The sequence below is a fragment of the Hallella multisaccharivorax DSM 17128 genome (assembly GCF_000218235.1).
GTDB lineage: Bacteria > Bacteroidota > Bacteroidia > Bacteroidales > Bacteroidaceae > Prevotella > Prevotella multisaccharivorax.
In genome coordinates this window covers 2,453,959-2,470,992 of record NZ_GL945017.1, presented here as the reverse complement: position 1 = coordinate 2,470,992, position 17,034 = coordinate 2,453,959, and the positions used below count along the sequence as shown (strand labels likewise).

Annotated in this window: 12 protein-coding genes; 5 read left to right on the top strand and 7 right to left on the bottom strand. The window is 53.7% G+C overall.

Annotation, left to right across the window (positions count from 1 at the left end; all coding sequences use genetic code 11):
* The first annotated feature begins 250 nt into the window (after positions 1-250).
* Together PREMU_RS10685 and PREMU_RS10680 are read left to right on the top strand one after the other, a co-directional pair.
* Positions 251-2,086 carry a glycoside hydrolase family 13 protein gene (locus PREMU_RS10685; RefSeq protein WP_007575241.1) on the top strand — a complete coding sequence of 612 codons (1,836 nt, stop codon included), beginning with the start codon at positions 251-253 and terminating at the stop codon, positions 2,084-2,086.
* Positions 2,086-2,976, top strand: a complete 891-nt coding sequence (locus PREMU_RS10680; protein WP_007575238.1) for a glycosyltransferase family 2 protein — start codon at positions 2,086-2,088, stop codon at positions 2,974-2,976. Before PREMU_RS10685 ends, PREMU_RS10680 begins: the two co-directional genes overlap by 1 nt.
* Positions 2,977-2,982: 6 nt before the next feature.
* Here PREMU_RS10680 and PREMU_RS10675 read toward each other — a convergent pair whose 3' ends face one another.
* From PREMU_RS10675 to PREMU_RS10655, 5 genes are all read right to left on the bottom strand, one after another.
* A complete protein-coding gene (locus tag PREMU_RS10675) occupies positions 2,983-4,281 on the bottom strand; it encodes an ABC transporter permease (RefSeq protein WP_007575236.1) in 1,299 nt (432 codons plus the stop codon).
* The gene (locus PREMU_RS10670; RefSeq protein ID WP_007575233.1) at positions 4,278-5,222 is read right to left on the bottom strand and encodes an ABC transporter ATP-binding protein; all 945 of its coding nucleotides are present in this window, start codon (positions 5,220-5,222) and stop codon (positions 4,278-4,280) included. Before PREMU_RS10670 ends, PREMU_RS10675 begins: the two co-directional genes overlap by 4 nt.
* Before the next feature lie 103 nt (positions 5,223-5,325).
* Positions 5,326-7,278 (bottom strand): type I pullulanase, encoded by a 1,953-nt coding sequence (gene pulA, locus PREMU_RS10665; protein WP_007575231.1) that lies wholly within the window; start codon positions 7,276-7,278, stop codon positions 5,326-5,328.
* 52 nt (positions 7,279-7,330) lie between these two features.
* Positions 7,331-9,469 (bottom strand): glycoside hydrolase family 97 protein, encoded by a 2,139-nt coding sequence (locus tag PREMU_RS10660; RefSeq protein ID WP_007575230.1) that lies wholly within the window; start codon positions 9,467-9,469, stop codon positions 7,331-7,333.
* Positions 9,470-9,536: 67 nt separating this feature from the next.
* Positions 9,537-12,221: a 4-alpha-glucanotransferase gene (locus PREMU_RS10655; RefSeq protein ID WP_007575229.1), complete on the bottom strand. Its 2,685-nt coding sequence runs from the start codon at positions 12,219-12,221 to the stop codon at positions 9,537-9,539.
* Positions 12,222-12,529: 308 nt separating this feature from the next.
* Here PREMU_RS10655 and PREMU_RS10650 point away from each other — a divergent pair, with 308 nt between their 5' ends.
* The 3 genes from PREMU_RS10650 (at position 12,530) to PREMU_RS10640 (ending at position 15,532) form a co-directional block, all read left to right on the top strand.
* Positions 12,530-13,699 (top strand): PDZ domain-containing protein, encoded by a 1,170-nt coding sequence (locus tag PREMU_RS10650; protein WP_007575228.1) that lies wholly within the window; start codon positions 12,530-12,532, stop codon positions 13,697-13,699.
* 4 nt (positions 13,700-13,703) lie between these two features.
* Complete coding sequence (locus PREMU_RS10645) at positions 13,704-14,486, top strand: Cof-type HAD-IIB family hydrolase (RefSeq protein WP_040558311.1); 783 nt, start codon at positions 13,704-13,706, stop codon at positions 14,484-14,486.
* Between the two features lie 122 nt (positions 14,487-14,608).
* Positions 14,609-15,532, top strand: coding sequence for a YitT family protein (locus tag PREMU_RS10640; protein ID WP_007575225.1), 924 nt, complete (start codon positions 14,609-14,611; stop codon positions 15,530-15,532).
* A gap of 32 nt (positions 15,533-15,564) precedes the next feature.
* On the opposite strand, the gene PREMU_RS10635 is transcribed toward PREMU_RS10640, so the two are convergent.
* Both PREMU_RS10635 and PREMU_RS10630 read right to left on the bottom strand, forming a co-directional pair.
* Positions 15,565-16,332: an ABC-2 transporter permease gene (locus tag PREMU_RS10635; protein ID WP_007575224.1), complete on the bottom strand. Its 768-nt coding sequence runs from the start codon at positions 16,330-16,332 to the stop codon at positions 15,565-15,567.
* Complete coding sequence (locus PREMU_RS10630; protein WP_007575223.1) at positions 16,320-17,024, bottom strand: ABC transporter ATP-binding protein; 705 nt, start codon at positions 17,022-17,024, stop codon at positions 16,320-16,322. The genes PREMU_RS10635 and PREMU_RS10630 overlap by 13 nt, the downstream gene beginning before the upstream one ends.
* Positions 17,025-17,034 lie beyond the last annotated feature (10 nt).

Below are 17,034 nucleotides of genomic sequence, written 5' to 3'. Positions count from 1 at the left end.
GTGCGACAGTTGTCGAACGATTGTGCGACAATTGCCGAACGATCGTGCGGCAATTGCTTGACGATTGTGCGACAGCTGTCGAACGATCAGCGGTATGACGTTCGCACAATTTATTCCGATTATTCTGCTTGTAATTGCCCCCCGTGACGGGGATTTTTTGTAGCTTTGCAGTGTGAAGCCCCATTCCGGTGGACGCATCATAACAAGCTACTCTTCAGACACCAATCAACAAGTAACTATCAAAGCAATCATGAAAAGACTATTATTCACACTTACATTGATTCTTACCATGTCAATCATGCATGCAGTTCCCTCTCTGCGCGTCGACCCTGCCAACTGGTTCGCGGGCATGAAGGATCCGTCGCTCCAGCTCATGTTCTACGGCAAGGACATCCGCGACGTGCGCAGGGTCACTACCGATTATCCGGGTGTAACCGTCGACTCCGTGGTACGGCTCGATTCGCCCAACTATCTTCTCGTCTATCTCAACCTCCGTGGAGCCAAAGCCGGAGAGATGACGCTGAAGCTCGACGGAAGGGAAATCCGCTATGAGCTCAGGGAGCGCACGATGGCCGGTGAGGCTCGTCACGGCTTCACCAACGCCGACGTGCTCTACCTGCTCATGCCTGACCGCTTTGCCAATGGTAACCTGAAGAACGACGTGGTCAAAGGCATGCGCGACCAGACCTGTGACCGCACGAAGCCCTCGCTGCGACACGGAGGCGACTTGGAGGGCATCCGCCAGCATCTTGACTACTTCAGCGAGTTGGGCGTGACGGCGCTGTGGTTCACGCCTATCCTGGAGAACGACTGGCCTAACGGGGGCGTCAACTCGTCTTACCACGGCTATGCCACCACCGACTATTACAAAGTGGACCCGCGCTTCGGTACCAATGAAGAATATAAGCAGCTTATAGCCGAGTGTCACAAACGGGGACTCAAGGTCGTGATGGACATGATTTTCAACCATTGCTCCGACTACCATATCTGGAACCGTGACATGCCGTCGAAAGACTGGTTCAATAATCCCAACTATGGCCTGCAGACGAGTTATAAGCTCACCCCCGTGCTCGATCCTTACGCATCCAAAGTGGACAAGGCAGAGACTACCGACGGATGGTTTGTCAAGTCGATGCCTGATCTCAACCAGCGCAATCCGCATGTCATCAAGTATCTCATCCAGAACAGTGAGTGGTGGATAGAGACCGCCAACATCGACGGCATCCGCATGGATACTTATCCCTATGCCGACCGTGCGGCAATGGCGCAGTGGATGAAGACCATCGACACCGAATATCCTAACTTCAATACGGTAGGCGAGACCTGGGTCACGGAGCCGCAGTACACCGCCGCATGGCAGAAAGACTCGAAGCTCTCACCCGTCAACAGTTACCTGAAGACGGTGATGGACTTCTCTTTCTTCGACAAGCTCAACCAGGCTAAGCGCGAAGAGACTGACGAGTGGTGGAACGGCCTGAACCGCATCTACAACTCGCTTTGCTACGATTATCTTTACCCTAATCCCTCTTCAGTGCTGGCGTTCATTGAGAACCACGACACCGACCGCTTCCTTGGCGACACCAAAGACTCCACCATGCTCAAGCAGGCACTGGCCTTACTGCTCACCATCAACCGCATTCCGCAGCTCTACTACGGTACGGAGGTGCTGATGAACGGCACAAAGGCAGTCACTGACGGCTATGTGCGCGGAGACTTCCCAGGCGGATTCCCCGGCGACACACACAACTGCTTCACCGCCGACGGCCGCACCAGGGCCGAAAACGCCATGTTCGCGTGGGAGAGCCGCCTGCTCCACTGGCGACAGGGCAACGAAGTCATCAGTAAGGGCACGCAGACGCAGTTTATTCCTTATAAGGGGGTCTATGTTATCGCACGGCAATATCAGGGGAAAACGGCGCTGACCATCCTCAACGGCAAGCACTCGGCCAATGAGCTCAACGTGGCACGCTATGCTGAAGTTATCAAAGGACACACCACTGCCCGCGATGTCATCACCGGCAAGACCGTTGATCTCACCAGGAATGTGCCGCTCACGCAGCGCGAAGCACTGATTATAGAGTTTTGATGCTCCTCTCTGTCATCATCCCCGTATATAATGTCGCCGGCACACTGAAGCGGTGTGTTGACAGCGTCTTGGCACAGGGACAGGGAGTTGACGGCATGGAGGTAATTCTTGTGGATGATGGCTCTACCGATGCCTCTCCGCAGATTTGTGATGAATACACTGAGAAAGGAGTCCGCGTGCTTCATCAGCCTAATGGCGGACTGTCGGAGGCACGGAATGCCGGCATCAGCGTGGCACGGGGCAGATACATCACGTTTGTTGACTCTGACGATTACCTCTCATCGGAGACCTATCCTGAGCTGTTGAGGCTGGCGGAAACAACGGGTGCCGACATTCTGGAGTACTCCCTTACACGACAATTGCGCAAGGGTTCAGCAGCCTTCACCTTGCCCGACAGTGTCTATCAGGATATGACAGCCTACTGGTTGGAGGCGGAAGCCTATGCCCATACTTACGCATGCAATAAGATTTATCGGCGTGAGCTTTTCTCTGCAGTGCGCTTTCCAAAAGGCAGGAGGTTTGAGGACGTGCCTACATTGTGGCGGCTCATTCATGTGGCCAGGCGGGTAGTCACGACATCTAAAGGCTGCTATCATTACACGCTCAACCCTGACGGAATCACCCAGAAGGCGGATGGCGAGGCATACCGCGACTTGCTTGACGCCCATCTCTCCATCCTCACCAGTGGGGAGCTGTCGTCGTGTCGGGGCTTTAGGGAGTACTATCGGCACGTGCTTGACATTCAGCTGCAGACTTACATCTACACTGGCAACACGGCCGATATTCTTTTACCTGCCCTCCATTTCACGGGCAGCCTGAAACTGTGGCTGCTCAACTTTATCGGCATGAGGGCATTATGCCGCTTGGCAAGGTGTCTGTCGAGAGGCTGACGCTTGTTATTTATATTTCATCCATTTGATCAGCTCTTTCATGTTCGGCTTTTTGCCGTACATAAGAATACCGACACGGTAGATGCGGCCGCCTAACCATATCATCAGCAAAGCGGTGGCATAAAGCAACACCACGCTGAGGGCCTCCTGCCACAACGGTACGCCAAACGGTATGCGCACCATCATGACGATGGGAGAGGTGAGCGGGAAGAGCGATGCCCAGAAAGCCAGGGGACCGTCTGTGTTCTCAATGCTGTACATCGCGGCGTAGAGACCGAACAGCGTGATCATCGTCACGGGGATGACAAACTGGTTGGAGTCCTCCTGCTCGTTGACGCTGGCACCCGTGGCCGCAAAGAAACTGGCGTAAAGCAGATAGCCACCCACGAACATGAGAATAAACATGATGCCGATTTCCGTGAAAGGAAGGTTGGTAATGGCCGTTAAGATGTCTTGTGTCTCTTGTGTGAAGGGAGCTGTGGAAGAGCTCAAGCCTGGTCCTGCACCCATGGTAGGAGAGGGGCTTAGGCCAAAGATCGCGGACGCTGCTGTCAGGATGACCGCTAACATCACGCCCCAAAGCGCCATCTGTGCCAGCCCGACGAGCATCACTCCGATGATTTTTCCCATCATCAACTGGAAGGGCTTGACGCTGCTCACCAACAGTTCGACGATGCGATTGGTCTTTTCCTCAATGATGCTTTGCATGACCATGCCCCCATAAGAGATAACGAATATATAAATGAGGAAGGTGAAAATGGAGCCCACGGCAATGGCGACGTCGGTGCTCGATGTCTGTTCGTCACCCTCCTTGCTCCATTTCACGGTCTCCAAGGGCACGTTGCTCTGCACGTTGTCGATGATTTTGTCGAGCCCGGCGATACCTGTGGCAGAGAGCTTCTGTCGCTGTACGGCCTCGTCAACTTTTGTCTGGACATAGTCGCGCAAATTGGCTGGCACTTCCTTACAGCTGTAGATGGTCACCCTTCCATGGTTCTTTACTAAGTCTCCGGAAATGGACACCACTGCGTCGAAGGGTGAATCCTCGGAGCGCATCTCCTTGGTCATGACCGGTTGCGCGCTGAAAAGGAAGGCCTTTGAGCCTTGTAGCGCCTTGACATAGACGCCTGAAGGGTCGATGACTGCTACGTGTTGCTGTTCGTCGCTCTGTATGGACGAGAGCCACAGCGGCACAAAGATGAGTGCTGCCATGAGAAAAGGCATGACGATGGTGAGGATGATGAAGCCTTTTTTCTGCACGCGTTTCAGAAACTCGCGCTGGATGATGATGAGTATCTTGTTCATTGCTTGTTTTCTATCTGTTCTTCGTTCCACTGTGTATGCTTTCCGATGACCTTGAGGAAGATGTCGTTCATCGAGGGTACCTGCTCTGAGAAATAGCGCACATCGGCTTCCTGGCTCAGCATGCGCACGAGTTCGCTGCCCGTCAGGCCTTCACCGGCCTGAATGACGTAGTGTTCCAGCCCTAAGACGGAGTCGTGGACGGTGATGGTGAAAGGCGGATTCTCCATGGGAGGGAGCGGCTGGGCGGTTTTCAATTCGTAGAGACCCGTGCGGAACTTCTCCTTGATGCCGCGCATTTCTCCTTGCAGCACCACTTCAGAATGGTTGATCAGGGCGATGTCGTCGCAGATCTCCTCCACACTCGCCATATTGTGGGTGGAGAAGATGATGGTGTGTCCCTGCTCCTTGAGGCTGAGAATCTCTTGCTTCAGCTGTTCGGCATTGACGGGATCGAAGCCGGAGAATGGCTCGTCGAAGATGAGCAGTTCGGGCTCGTGAAGCACGGTGATGATGAATTGGACCTTTTGAGCCATGCCCTTAGAGAGCTCCTCTAACTTACGGTTCCACCAGGGCATGATGCCGAACTTGCTGAACCACTTTCTCAATCTCGTCTCAGCTTCCAGATGACTTAGGCCTTTTAGTTGCGCGAGATAGACGGCCTGTTCGCCCACTTTCATCTTTCGGTACAGTCCTCTCTCCTCGGGGAGGTACCCGATGCGCGCCACATCGCCCGCGGTCATCAGCTGTCCGTCGAACAGTATCTCGCCGCTGTCGGGTGCGGTGATACGGTTCAGGATGCGGATCAGCGTCGTCTTGCCCGCGCCATTGGGCCCTAACAAGCCGAAAATCTTGCCACGGCGCACTGACAGCGACACGTTGTTGAGTGCTACATGGTTCTCAAATCGTTTCGTGACATTGTTGATTTCTATGAAATTGTCCATATGATTGATAGAGTATAGAGACAAAGTTAGTAATAATTAGACAAAATAATGCCCCAAAACTTACTATTTTAAGAAGTTTTGGGGAAAATGCAATCAACTTGAATTATTCGTGTAAAATGATGGCGGTCTGTGCGGGTAGGCTGACCTTTGTGCCTTGGACAGTGCCCAATCCCGCTTCATTGATGATGCCGTCTCGGCAGACGACAGTGTAGTTGCCTTCGGGAATGGCCACCTCGCGCGGCTGTTTGTTCGCGTTGAGAATGACGATAATGTTCTTCCAGGTATCGTTGCCGGCATGGCCTTTCAGCCGGAAGGCGACCAGACAGTCCTGCGAAGGGAGAAACTCCAAATGTTGACGCACGAGTGTCGCGCTGCCTAAACGGAAGGCCGGATGATGGCTCCTCAGGGCGATGAGGCCCTGATAATAGTTGAATACCTGCGGATACGTCTTGAGATTGTTCCAGTTGAGCGCGTTGATGCTGTCGGGAGAGTTGAAGCTGTTGTGCACGCCTTTCTTGTCGCGCAGCATCTCTTCGCCGCTGAGCATGAAGGGCACGCCCTGTGAAGTGAGCACGGCCGTCTGTGCAAGCTCATCGAGACGGATGATCTCGTCGGTGGTGATGTTGGGCACGGAGGCTTTCAGGCGGTCGACAAGACACATGTCGTCGTGGCAGCTGACGTAGTTGATGCACTGTGTCGGCTCCGTGGCCCACGGCTCTTTGGAGTAGTTCACCTTTGCGTAATCGACCTGCGGATGCGCGATCATGCCTGCAATGCCAGCCTTCAGACTCTCTTCTGAGCCCGGCTCTCCGGCGAGGAATGCTCCTTTGTGGTCATCGGAGAAAGGCCCGCGAAGCGCGTCACGCAGGTCGTCGCAGAAGGCGGCGATGCCCGGCAGCTGTTTGATATGAGCCTTGACAGCAAGCCATCCCGTGGGGTAAGCGCACTGACCGGCACTCCAGCCCTCTCCATAGACAAAGATATTCGGGTTCAGAGCAGTGAGCTCCTTGCGGATGTCGTTCATTGTCTCAATATCGTGAACTCCCATGAGATCAAAGCGGAAGCCATCGATATGGTATTCTTTCGCCCAGTATTTCACGCTTTCAAGCATGAATCTGCGCATCATCGGCTTCTCCGATGCTGTCTCGTTGCCGCAGCCAGAGCCGTTGCTGGGCTTGCCGTCTTTTGTGAAACGGTAGAAATAATTCGGATAAGTGCGCTGGAAATTGCTGTTTTCCAGGTCGAAAGTGTGGTTGTAGACCACGTCGAGGATGACGCGGATGCCGGCCTTGTGCAGTGCCTGCACCATCTCTTTGAATTCACGGATGCGTGTGGCGGGGTCGTAAGGGTCAGTGCTGTAGCTCCCCTCGGGCACGTTATAGTTCAGTGGATCGTAGCCCCAGTTGTACTGAGGCCTGTTCAATTGCGTCTCATCCACGGAGGCATAGTCGAAAGATGGGAGGATGTGGACTGCGTTCACGCCCAGCCTTTTAAGATAATTGATGGCCTTTGTCTCGGTCAGAGCGAGGAATTTTCCCTTGTGTTGCAGACCTGATGAGGCATCGATAGAGAAGTCGCGGTGGTGCATTTCATAGATGACGAGGCCGGAATAGTTGGGAGTCTTGTGTGTGGCGTTTGCGGTCGGCAGCGCGAGGACATGGTCTTGGCTCCATCCTTTGGGGTTCGTCAGGCCCATATCGAGCACGCATCCACGCTTGCCGTTGACACCTACCGCCTTGGCGAACACTCCGGGAGTCTCGCCACGGCCGATGTTGAAGGTGTAGAACTTTCCCTTTTGGTCTCCTTTGAGCTCCACGGCCCACAGGTCTTTGCCCACGCGTCTCATGCGCTTTGTGGCTAATGGCTTTGCATCGGCCGCGGCATCGCCATGGGCATAGATGTTCAGCACGACGCGCTTTGTCTGAGTCGGAGCAAAGAGCCTGAACACCGTCCGGCGGGGTGTGTAGCTCACCTCATTGAATCTAAAGTCCTGTGCCTTAGTGATCAGCGAGGCTGGCAGCAACAATGCTGAGAGAATGATGTTTCTGAATTGCATAGATTGTGACAGTGATCGTGTTACATTTTTCCCTACCAGGGATTTCATCTCATTATAAAGCCTTCAGCGAGATGGCGAAACCGCCGCCGGAGGCCTCCGTCATCTGCAGCACATCACCCTTGTGGATGGTTCGCTTGGTGATGACATAGGCTTTCGGATTCTTATCGTAAGAAGCATTCTTGGCATCTGCATAGATCGTTGCTTCATACTTGCGACCTTTGTCGAGAAAGTCGAATTTCACAGTGCTCTTGTGCCCAGCCTCGTTGCATTTGCCGCCTACAAACCAGTTGTCTGAGCCTTTGGCCTTGCGCGCCACGGTGATATAGCGGGCAGGCTCAGCCTCTAAATACTTGCTGTCCGACCAATCGACGGCGACATCCTTGATGAACTGGAAGGCGTCGTCGTATTTGGCGTAGTTCTCCGGCAGGTCAGCGGCCATCTGCAGCGGGCCCCACATGACGAGGTAGAGGGCGAGCTGGCCGACGAGTGTTGTGTGAACATACGAGGGATTATTGCTCCAGGTCTTCAGCTGTGTTTCCAAAATGCCGGGCGTATAATCCATTGGGCCGCCCTGCAGACGTGTGAACGGCAGGATGACAGTGTGGTCGGGACGGCTGCCTCCAAAGGCTTCGTACTCTGTGCCGCGTGCTGACTCTCCCGCAATCCAGTTTGGCCATGTACGACCGATGCCGGTAGGACGGGTAGCCTCGTGAGAGTCGACCATGATATGATGCTTGGCAGCCTCCTTGACAACATAGAGATAGTGGTTGTTCATCGATTGTGAGAAATGATAGTCACCGCGAGGAATGATGTCGCCGACATAGCCCGTCTTCACAGCATCGTAACCGTATTCGTTCATGAGGTTAAGGGCTGCCGGCAGGTGTCGCTCATAGTTTAGCGTCGAGCTGGATGTCTCGTTGTGCATCATTAGCTTCACGCCTTTACTGTGGGCATAGTCGTTCAGCGCCTTGATATCAAAGTCAGGATAAGGTGTGGTAAAGTCGAAGACATAATCCTTATAATGGTTTGCCCAGTCTTCCCAACCGACATTCCAGCCCTCAACAAGCACTTCGTCGATACCATTCTTTGCAGCAAAGTCGATATATTTCTTTACTTCCTCATTATTAGCACCATGTCGACCATTGGGCTTTGCTTTGCTGTAATCCACCTGACCGAGCTTTACGGAGGGATATTCGTCGGTGTAATTCCATGAGTTGCGGCCAACAATCATCTCCCACCACACACCGGCAAACTTCGTTGGATGAATCCAAGAGGTGTCCTTTATTTTGCATGGCTCATTGAGATTGTAGATCATTGAGTTGGCTTCGCTGAGCATATCGCGGGCGTCGTCGCTCACGGCCACGGTGCGCCACGGTGTGTTGCACGGAGTCTGCATGTATCCTTTCATGCCCGTAGCATCGGGTGTGAGCCAGCTTTCCAGCACCATGTTCTTGTCGTTGAGGTTCAGATGCATCGTAGCATAGTTGATACAGGCTGCCTCATGGATGTTGAGGTACAGCCCGTCCTGCGTCTTCATCTGCAATGCCGTCTGCACACCTGTCGGAGAGAAAACGGCAACGGAAGAGTTGCCCCAGTTGACCGCGTCGTGGAAGCGCGTGCGTATCTCGGAGAGCTTGCTCTCTTGTGTCTCCTGCTCCTGCGTGTCGTAGTCGCCAGGGAGCCACCAGGCCGTATGGTCTCCGGTCATGGCGAACTGCGTATGCTCCTCTTTGATAACAAAGTAGACCAGCGCGTCTTGCTGTGGGAACTCATAGCGCAGTCCCATTCCGATGTTGTAGACTCGGAAACGGATGGTCATGCGCCGCTTGGTCTGCGGCTGCAGCAGGTCGACGGCGAGCTCATTGTAGTGGTTGCGAATCTTTCCGAACTGTCCCCACACAGGTGTCCATGTCTCGTCGAAAGTGGACGTCTTGCTGTTGGTCTCCGTGAAGCCGTCCATAAGCGAGGTCTCATGGATGCCCTTCGAAGCGTGTCTGTCCTTGGCCAGTTCAAGACCGAGATGGGACGGCTTCACCACCGGCTTGCCTTTGTACGACATTTCATAGGTCGGCACACCATTGCCCGTCAGCGAGAACGACAGTGAGACGTTGCCGTCAGGTGACTTCACGGTCTGAGCTAAGGCAGCAAGAGGCAGCAACAATGCGGCTGCAATAGAAGTCAATATCTTCATAACTTTAAATTTCTTGATATATATTGTTCCCCTCCCTTTGTTGGGGGAGGGGATGGTGTGCGGCGTTTTATCTTCCGCTTTCCAGTACTAAGTCCTTGATATTCTGCGCGAAACTCTCACTGTTGATGAGGTCTTCGATGTTGACGTGCATGCGGTAGCGCCAATAGTAGGGCACGATGGCCGGCACGTTGATGCGCTCCCTGTCGGCGTCAGCGAGGCGTAGCTGCTCGTCCATGGCCATCCAGTCCTGGATGCTGAGCACGCAAAGCATTGAGGGCGAGGTGAGCTGGCACGAGAGGATGTCGCGTGCGAGCCACCCCGGCAGCGGATGGGGCGCGGGACCCTGATGGTAGAGCATGGAGTTGTAGTATTCTTGCGTGCGGTTCCAGTCCTCATCCCACCACTGGCGCATGGTGGACATGTCGTGTGTGGAGAAGGTGCAGACCGAGCGGTAAGGGTTGGACGACAGGTGCCCGAAGCGCACATGCGGGTCTTTCGGCATCGACTGGATCTCCAGTGAGAGGATGCGCAGCTGGTTCATCACCCAAGACACACAGTCGGGTACCATGCCCAAGTCCTCGGCACACGCCAGCATGCGTGTGGCCTGCACGAGCACCGGCAGCTTCTTCATCGCCTCGCTATACCAGAACTGGTTGTTGCGGCGATAGTAGTAATCGTTGTAGAGGCGGTTGAAGGCGCCCTTGTCGTTGTCGTAAAGACTCTCGTAGATGAAGTCGAACTGTGCGGAGATGCGCGGATGGAACTTGTTCCTGTCTGAGCGGTCGCGCACGAAGAGCACGTCGCTGATGAGCGCGTAGAGCCCGTCGCGGAAGTTGAGCTCCTGTGTGTCGGTGACGTTCTCGAAGAGTTTCTGAATCTTCTTCTGCGTGTCAAACTGCGGTTTCATCTTGTATCGCTCACCGTCGATGCGGTCGAGATACTTCTCTCTGACTTCGTCTGCGCGCTCTTTGAAGACGCGGTCGAGCACCCAGTCGGTGATGAATGGCTCTGTGAAGCGCTTTTCCTGGAAGTTGAGTCCGTAGCCGCGAATCTCATCAGCCGTCATGCCAAGGGCGGGAGAGAACTGCCCCAACAGTCCGTGGACGGCGTTGGAGGGTATCTCCCAGATGCGGAAGAAACCGAGTACGTGGTCGATGCGGTAGGCGTCGAAATAGCGGGCCATGTTCTTGAATCGGCGCACCCACCACTGGCAGCCGTCCTTGATCATCTCTTCCCAGTTGTAAGTGGGGAATCCCCAGTTCTGGCCGTTGGTGGAGAAGGCATCGGGTGGCGCTCCCGCCTGCCCGTTGAGATTGAAGTAACGGGGCTCCGTCCATACGTCGCAGCCATAGCGGTTCACGCCGATGGGGATGTCACCCTTGAGAATGACATGGTGCTGGCGGGCGTACTCGTGCACGGCTTTCATCTGTGAGTCGAGCACAAACTGCACGTAATACCAGAATGCCACCTCTTTATATTCCTTCGTATGCGGCTCAGAGAGACGCTTGCGTTCTGCCTCGTCCCACTGGTTGTGGTCTTTCCACTGTAAGAAGTCGGCGGTGCCGTATTTGTCGCGCAGGGTGCAGTACTGTGCGTAAGGCACGAGCCATCGTTCGTTTTCTTTGAAATACTCTTTGAAAGCATGGGTGCCGAGAACCTTTGCGCCCACCTGGGCATAGAGATCACGTAGGTAAGCCATCTTTGCATCGTTGACGCGTTCGTAGTCGATCTGCGGCAAGGCGTTGAGCTCATGGCGCAGTTTGTCATAGTGCTCGCGTTTCTCTTTGTCGTCGAGTAGCGGCAGGCGGTGGAGATTGACATATTGCGGATGCAGGGCAAAGATGCTGATGCACGAGTAGGGATAAGAATCGGTCCAGGTGTGCGTGATGGTGGTGTCATTGACAGGCAGCACCTGCAGCACTTTCTGACCTGTTGCGCGCATGAAGTCGAGCATCTTTTCCAAGTCGCCGAAATCGCCTACGCCGAACGATTCTTTCGTGCGCAGGGAGAAAACCGGCACGAGTGTGCCTGCCACGCGGGTGTTATAGATTTGGAAGAAGGCCTGGCTGAGGTCGTAGACCACGACTTGTCCGTCGGAGAGCGGCGGCACCTTCACCGTGCGATTGTAGCCTTCCTCCCACAGCACGTCTTGCTTGTCGCTGTTGTTGACGGCTATGAATTTGAACTCTATCGTGTCGCCGGCAAACCACGAAGCGTCGAGGTCGACAGCCCACTCATTATAGTTGTGCTCGGTCATGGGGCGTGCCTTTGCCGCGTCCCAGTTGCCTAAGGCCTCGCCGTCGCCAACGATGGCGAGGCTGGAATTGTTGAGTTGCGGAGCTCTGACGATGAATCGGATGACGCGTGCAAACGTGCTCCGGGAGGGTTTCTTCACACGACAGGTGCGGATACAGTCGGTGAACGCGGAGCTGTAAAAGTAAGAGTCCTCGGGAATGTCGTGCCATTTGTCGTAAACGGTGTAATCTTTGCCATTCACTATGTTGAGCTCCAAGGTGTGCAGAATGGTCGTCCACTCGTGCTTTTCCGAGCTTCCCTGGCTCTCAATATCATAATAATAGGACAGGCGATCCTTCACGGCGGGGATATTCAACTCGCAGCTCCAGCGGGTGCCATTTTGTGTCATCATGCGGAACTTTGACAAGGAAGCTCCCTCCGAGGCATCATTCACAACGTTCAGCACTACTTCCTCGCCGAACCTTGTACGGTAATCTACATTGAAACGAAAGTTCATAGCTTTTAAGTGTTATATTTCTTTATTGCTGCGAAATTATAGAAAAATCGCCATATTCTTGATTTATATCATGCAAAAAGACCTCTAAAATATGCGCAAACGATTGCACATCCGTATTGTTTGGCGGTTAAGGTGCGATCGTTTGACAGTTGCCGAACGATCGTGCGACAGTTGCTTGACAATTGTGCGACAGTTGCTTGACGATCGTGCGACAGTTGTCGCACGATGGGACTGCGGTTGACTTTTTCGTTCATTCTGTGTTTTCCCCACAAACTATTTAGTAACTTTGCACCAAAAAGAGCGAGGAGATGAAAAGAAAACACCTTTGTCTGGCTGCCGGCTTGCTGTCTTTGGCCGTTCACGCGCAGACTTATCGCTACAGCACCAACTTTATGTTCTCGGAGCAGAACTTTGCGGACACTATTCCCATCGACGTGGTCGACGACCAGATTTACGTCAATGCTACTGCCGGTAGTCGGACTTATCGTTTCTGCCTTGATACGGGATCGAGTCAGGGTGTAGTCTATGGCAACGCGCCGTTGAGGGGACTGCGCGCCTTGGGCAGCGTGGTGAGCCTTGACGCCGCGGGCCGGAGCGATACTGTGGGTGTGGTGCAGCTGCCTGCCTTCAGGTTGGGAAGGCTCACCGTCACAGGCTATGTCGCAACAGTCTTCCATTCTTCCATGGAGCGCGACTATGATGCCGTCCTCGGCTTCGACCTCTTCAACAAGGGGCTTTGTTGCAAGATAGACACACGCAATAAGCGCATGATACTCACCGACCGCCGCAACTTCTTCGACGGGGAAGCTGGTTACGCGGTGCACTATACGCTGAAATGGTGGGTACCCTACGTCATGGTCAGCCCTTTCAAGCGTCATTACGATGAGGTGCTCTTTGACACGGGCTCAAAGATTCTCTACGCGATGAACAAGCAGAGCTTCGACGAACATGCCTATAAAAGCAAGAATGTGAACAGCCAGGTGGAGGCACGCGTCAAGGGCAATATTACCATTGGCAACATAGGAGCGGAGCAGAGCGGCGAGGTGGCCTTTCTCAAGCTCGACCGGCTGAAGTGGGACGACTTCTCGTTTCTTGACGTCAACGCGGTGACCACACGTGGTGCCAGCCGCATTGGTGCGGCGATGCTCAACTACGGTTCGGTCATCATCAACGGCTTCCGCCACTATATCCGTTTCCAGCCTTACACTGCGGGCGACAGCGTGGAAGTGAGCAATAAGCCTCTCACGACGGCCTATGTGCCTGCTCATGATGGTAGGGCGGCCGTGGGTGTCGTGCTTCCAGGGAGCCCCGACTATCTCGCAGGGCTCAGGTCGGGCGACATCATTCTCGCCATCGACGGGCATGCTGTCGGGTCGTTCGCGGCTTTTCAGCAGTTCCCGCTCAGCAAGGGCACGACACACCGGCTGTTGGTCCGCACGCCGGAAGGACTAAACAAGGAGATCATCATTACCAGATAGCAACATGATAAAAGCTTTGTTTTTCGATATTGACGGCACGCTCGTCAGCTTCAAGACACACAAGATACCCCAGTCGGCAGTGGATGCATTGACCGAGGCGAAGGCACACGGTATGAAGATTTACATCTCCACGGGTCGTCCGCTACCATTTATCAACAACTTGGGACAGATAAAGCATCTTATCGACGGCTATATCACGACGACAGGTGCCTTGTGCATCGTTGGCAAAGAGCGGTTCAACTGCCATGAGATTGACAAGGCATCCGTGAAGGAAATCATTGAAACGGCAACGAGATGGCACAAGTCAGCTGTCGTCGTGGGTACCGAGCATATCGCTGTCGTCAACGACTCGGAAGCACTAACGGAGCAGTTTCGCAGGGGGCTGAACCTCGATTTTGATTTCTCTCCCTTAGCCGATGTCCTGAAGGAACCCATCCTCCAGGTGAGCCCGTTCTTTGATGATCAGCAAGAGCGGGAAGTGATGTGCGGGTTGCCTACATGTGTCAGCTCCCGCTGGCATCCGGCTTTTACCGACATCACAAACATTGCGGCCGACAAGGGCAAGGCACTCCTCGTCATGGCTGCGCATGATCATCTGCGCATTGACGAGACCATGGCGTTCGGCGACGGAGGCAACGATATTCCTATCATCCGGCAGGCAGGCGTCGGTGTGGCCATGGGCAACGCGCGCCCGGAAGTGAAGGCCGCGGCCGATTACGTCACTACGAGTGTCGACGATGATGGCGTGAGAAACGCTCTGCTGCACTTCAGGGTCATCAGTCTATGATGATACGGGGGGAGATAATAGAGAACAGGCAGGGTGAACTCAAGCAAAAAAATGCTGAATATGGCATCTTATAAAATTAAAATCACTAATTTTGCCGTACTAATTCTATAGAGAAACGACAAATGAAAATCAGCAGGAAATTAACCACTGAATTGCGTGACTACCTTATGATCACCATTGCGATGGTTTGCTATTGTATCGGTTGGACGGTATTTCTCTTGCCCAACAATATTACCACAGGCGGGGTACCGGGTGTGTCCTCAGTCATTTACTGGGGCTTCGGCATTCCCGTACAGACGACTTATTTTGTCATCAACGCCATTCTGCTGCTCATTGCCTTGAAGATTCTTGGGTGGAGGTTCTGTGTGAAGACTATCTATGCGGTGCTTGTCCTCACGGGTCTGACGACATTCGCGCGCAGCAATGCCGGAGGGTTGCGCCTGCTGGCTGACCAGCCGTTTATGGCAAGCATCATCGGTGCCATCTTCTGCGGCAGTGGCGTAGGCATGGGTCTGGCATTCAACGGGTCGACGGGGGGTACCGATATCATTGCCGCCATCGTGCACAAATACCGTGACATATCCCTTGGACGTGTCATCATGATGTGTGATATCGTCATCATTTCTTCGTCTTATCTCGTTTTTCATAACTTCGAGCAAGTCATCTACGGTTATGTAGTGCTGCTCATCACCGCCTATTGTATAGACCAGGTAGTGAACGTCTTGCACCGCAGCGTGCAGTTCTTCATTATCTCCGACAAATATCAGGAGATAGCCTCGCGTATCGCTGTCTTCCCGCATCGTGGCGCTACAGTCATTGAGGCGTACGGCTTCTACACCGGCCACGAGGTGAAAATGCTGTTCATCATGGCCAAGCGGCGCGAGAGCACCACCATCTTCCGTATCATCAACGAGATAGATCCCAAGGCTTTCGTCACGGAGACAAACGTTATCGGGGTCTATGGCGAAGGTTTTGACAAGTTTAAAGTAAAGATGCCCAGGAAGCATGAACGTCCTATACCGGCTGAGAAACTGGCGGAGCTATGATCAGACTAAATAAAAATGATGGTTGCTTCATACTACAGGTCCTTCCTGCTGAATAGCCTTTGCGAGCAGGCATAGGGCAGGATGATCCAGGCCAGCAAGAGAGCAGACGATACGACCATACCCCATGTGTCGCCTAAGAAATCCTTGAACAGCGCACCGCTGTAACCCATCATCGCCGCTACATCCATCTTCAAAACAACCTGGAAGCGTGCAAGGTCGAGCGGATTGAGCATCAGCAAGCCTATCAGGGGCTGTTCGATGGGATAATCGCTGAACATAAAGACCAGAAAGAGAAGAACAGCATCGTAGATCATGGTGGAGAGCAGCCAGAGAAGCAGACTGGCGCCGATGCCGCGGGTCTTCTCGCTTGTGAGCATGGCGATCAGAAAAGCCAGCGAGGTGAAAATAAGTGTCACCGCGCACCCCATGAGCAGCTGCACTGCCGATGTGACAACGTCGCCGTAGAGGATGATGGGGATGCCGGCACCCAAGAGAAAGGCGGACAGCAGGCTGACACTGCAGCCTACATACAGGCTCTGCCACACATCGCGGCGACGGAGCGGCTGGCAGAGCAGCATGGTGAGGAAGTCGCGGCTGTCGTAGAGATAAATGACCGTGTAGACCATCGACATGAGCGGAGCGATGAACAGCACCACATTGAGAATGGTGAGGGCGCCTTTGGTCTCGTTGTCCTGAAGCATCATGCTCGTCCACGATATGAGTGCGAGCAGGACAAAATAAGCGATGACAACCTTGTTTTTCAAGTTGTCGAGAAGGATTATCTTTGTTATTTTCCCCATTTGTTCAGTAATTCAATGACGGCATCGTGTGTGTTTGTCTTGCCTGTGTCATGGAGTAGTTCATGTACAGGCTTGTAAAACAGTATTTTTCCCTCATCCATAAATATAATATGTGTAGCCAAGCCGTTGAGTTCACTGAGGATATGGCTGGTGATGAACACTAACTTGCCACTCTCCTTGCGTATCTTCTCCTTGAGAATGTTGGCGGAGAGCGGGTCGAGTGAGGCTGTCGGCTCGTCGAGGATCAGGATGTCAGGGTTGAACAGGAAGGCCAGGGCGGCGTTCACTTTCTGCCTCATGCCTCCGGAGAGGGCGCCGGTGCGCTTGCCGGCAAACTGTTCAATACTGTAGGCATTGTATAGGTCTTTGTCCAGCTCACCGTGGTATCCGCGCACATCGATCAGCGTTTTGAAGACATCGCGCACACTCATGTTCTCAGGGAAGTTGCTGTTCTGTTGCATGAAGCCCATCACAGCACGCGATTCGGGGCAGCGGGCTGCATTCTTGCCATTGACCAGCACTTCACCGCTCTGTGGCGTGACGAGGCCGAGGATGCTTTTCATCAGTGTAGTCTTGCCGCAGCCGTTCGGCCCGACGAAGGCAACACACTGACCTTGGTCGAGCCGGAGGTTGATGTCTTTCAGCACATGCTGGCGACCGTAGTATTTGTTGAGATGATTGATTTCTATCATAGTGTTGTTT

Bases quoted from the DNA above. Each gene is read 5' to 3' on its own strand.
- PREMU_RS10685 (WP_007575241.1), top strand. From the start codon at position 251: ATGAAAAGACTATTATTCACACTTACATTGATTCTTACCATGTCAATC.
- PREMU_RS10680 (WP_007575238.1), top strand. From the start codon at position 2,086: ATGCTCCTCTCTGTCATCATCCCCGTATATAATGTCGCCGGCACACTG.
- PREMU_RS10675 (WP_007575236.1), bottom strand. From the start codon at position 4,281: ATGAACAAGATACTCATCATCATCCAGCGCGAGTTTCTGAAACGCGTG.
- PREMU_RS10670 (WP_007575233.1), bottom strand. From the start codon at position 5,222: ATGGACAATTTCATAGAAATCAACAATGTCACGAAACGATTTGAGAAC.
- pulA (WP_007575231.1), bottom strand. From the start codon at position 7,278: ATGCAATTCAGAAACATCATTCTCTCAGCATTGTTGCTGCCAGCCTCG.
- PREMU_RS10660 (WP_007575230.1), bottom strand. From the start codon at position 9,469: ATGAAGATATTGACTTCTATTGCAGCCGCATTGTTGCTGCCTCTTGCT.
- PREMU_RS10655 (WP_007575229.1), bottom strand. From the start codon at position 12,221: ATGAACTTTCGTTTCAATGTAGATTACCGTACAAGGTTCGGCGAGGAA.
- PREMU_RS10650 (WP_007575228.1), top strand. From the start codon at position 12,530: ATGAAAAGAAAACACCTTTGTCTGGCTGCCGGCTTGCTGTCTTTGGCC.
- PREMU_RS10645 (WP_040558311.1), top strand. From the start codon at position 13,704: ATGATAAAAGCTTTGTTTTTCGATATTGACGGCACGCTCGTCAGCTTC.
- PREMU_RS10640 (WP_007575225.1), top strand. From the start codon at position 14,609: ATGAAAATCAGCAGGAAATTAACCACTGAATTGCGTGACTACCTTATG.
- PREMU_RS10635 (WP_007575224.1), bottom strand. From the start codon at position 16,332: ATGGGGAAAATAACAAAGATAATCCTTCTCGACAACTTGAAAAACAAG.
- PREMU_RS10630 (WP_007575223.1), bottom strand. From the start codon at position 17,024: ATGATAGAAATCAATCATCTCAACAAATACTACGGTCGCCAGCATGTG.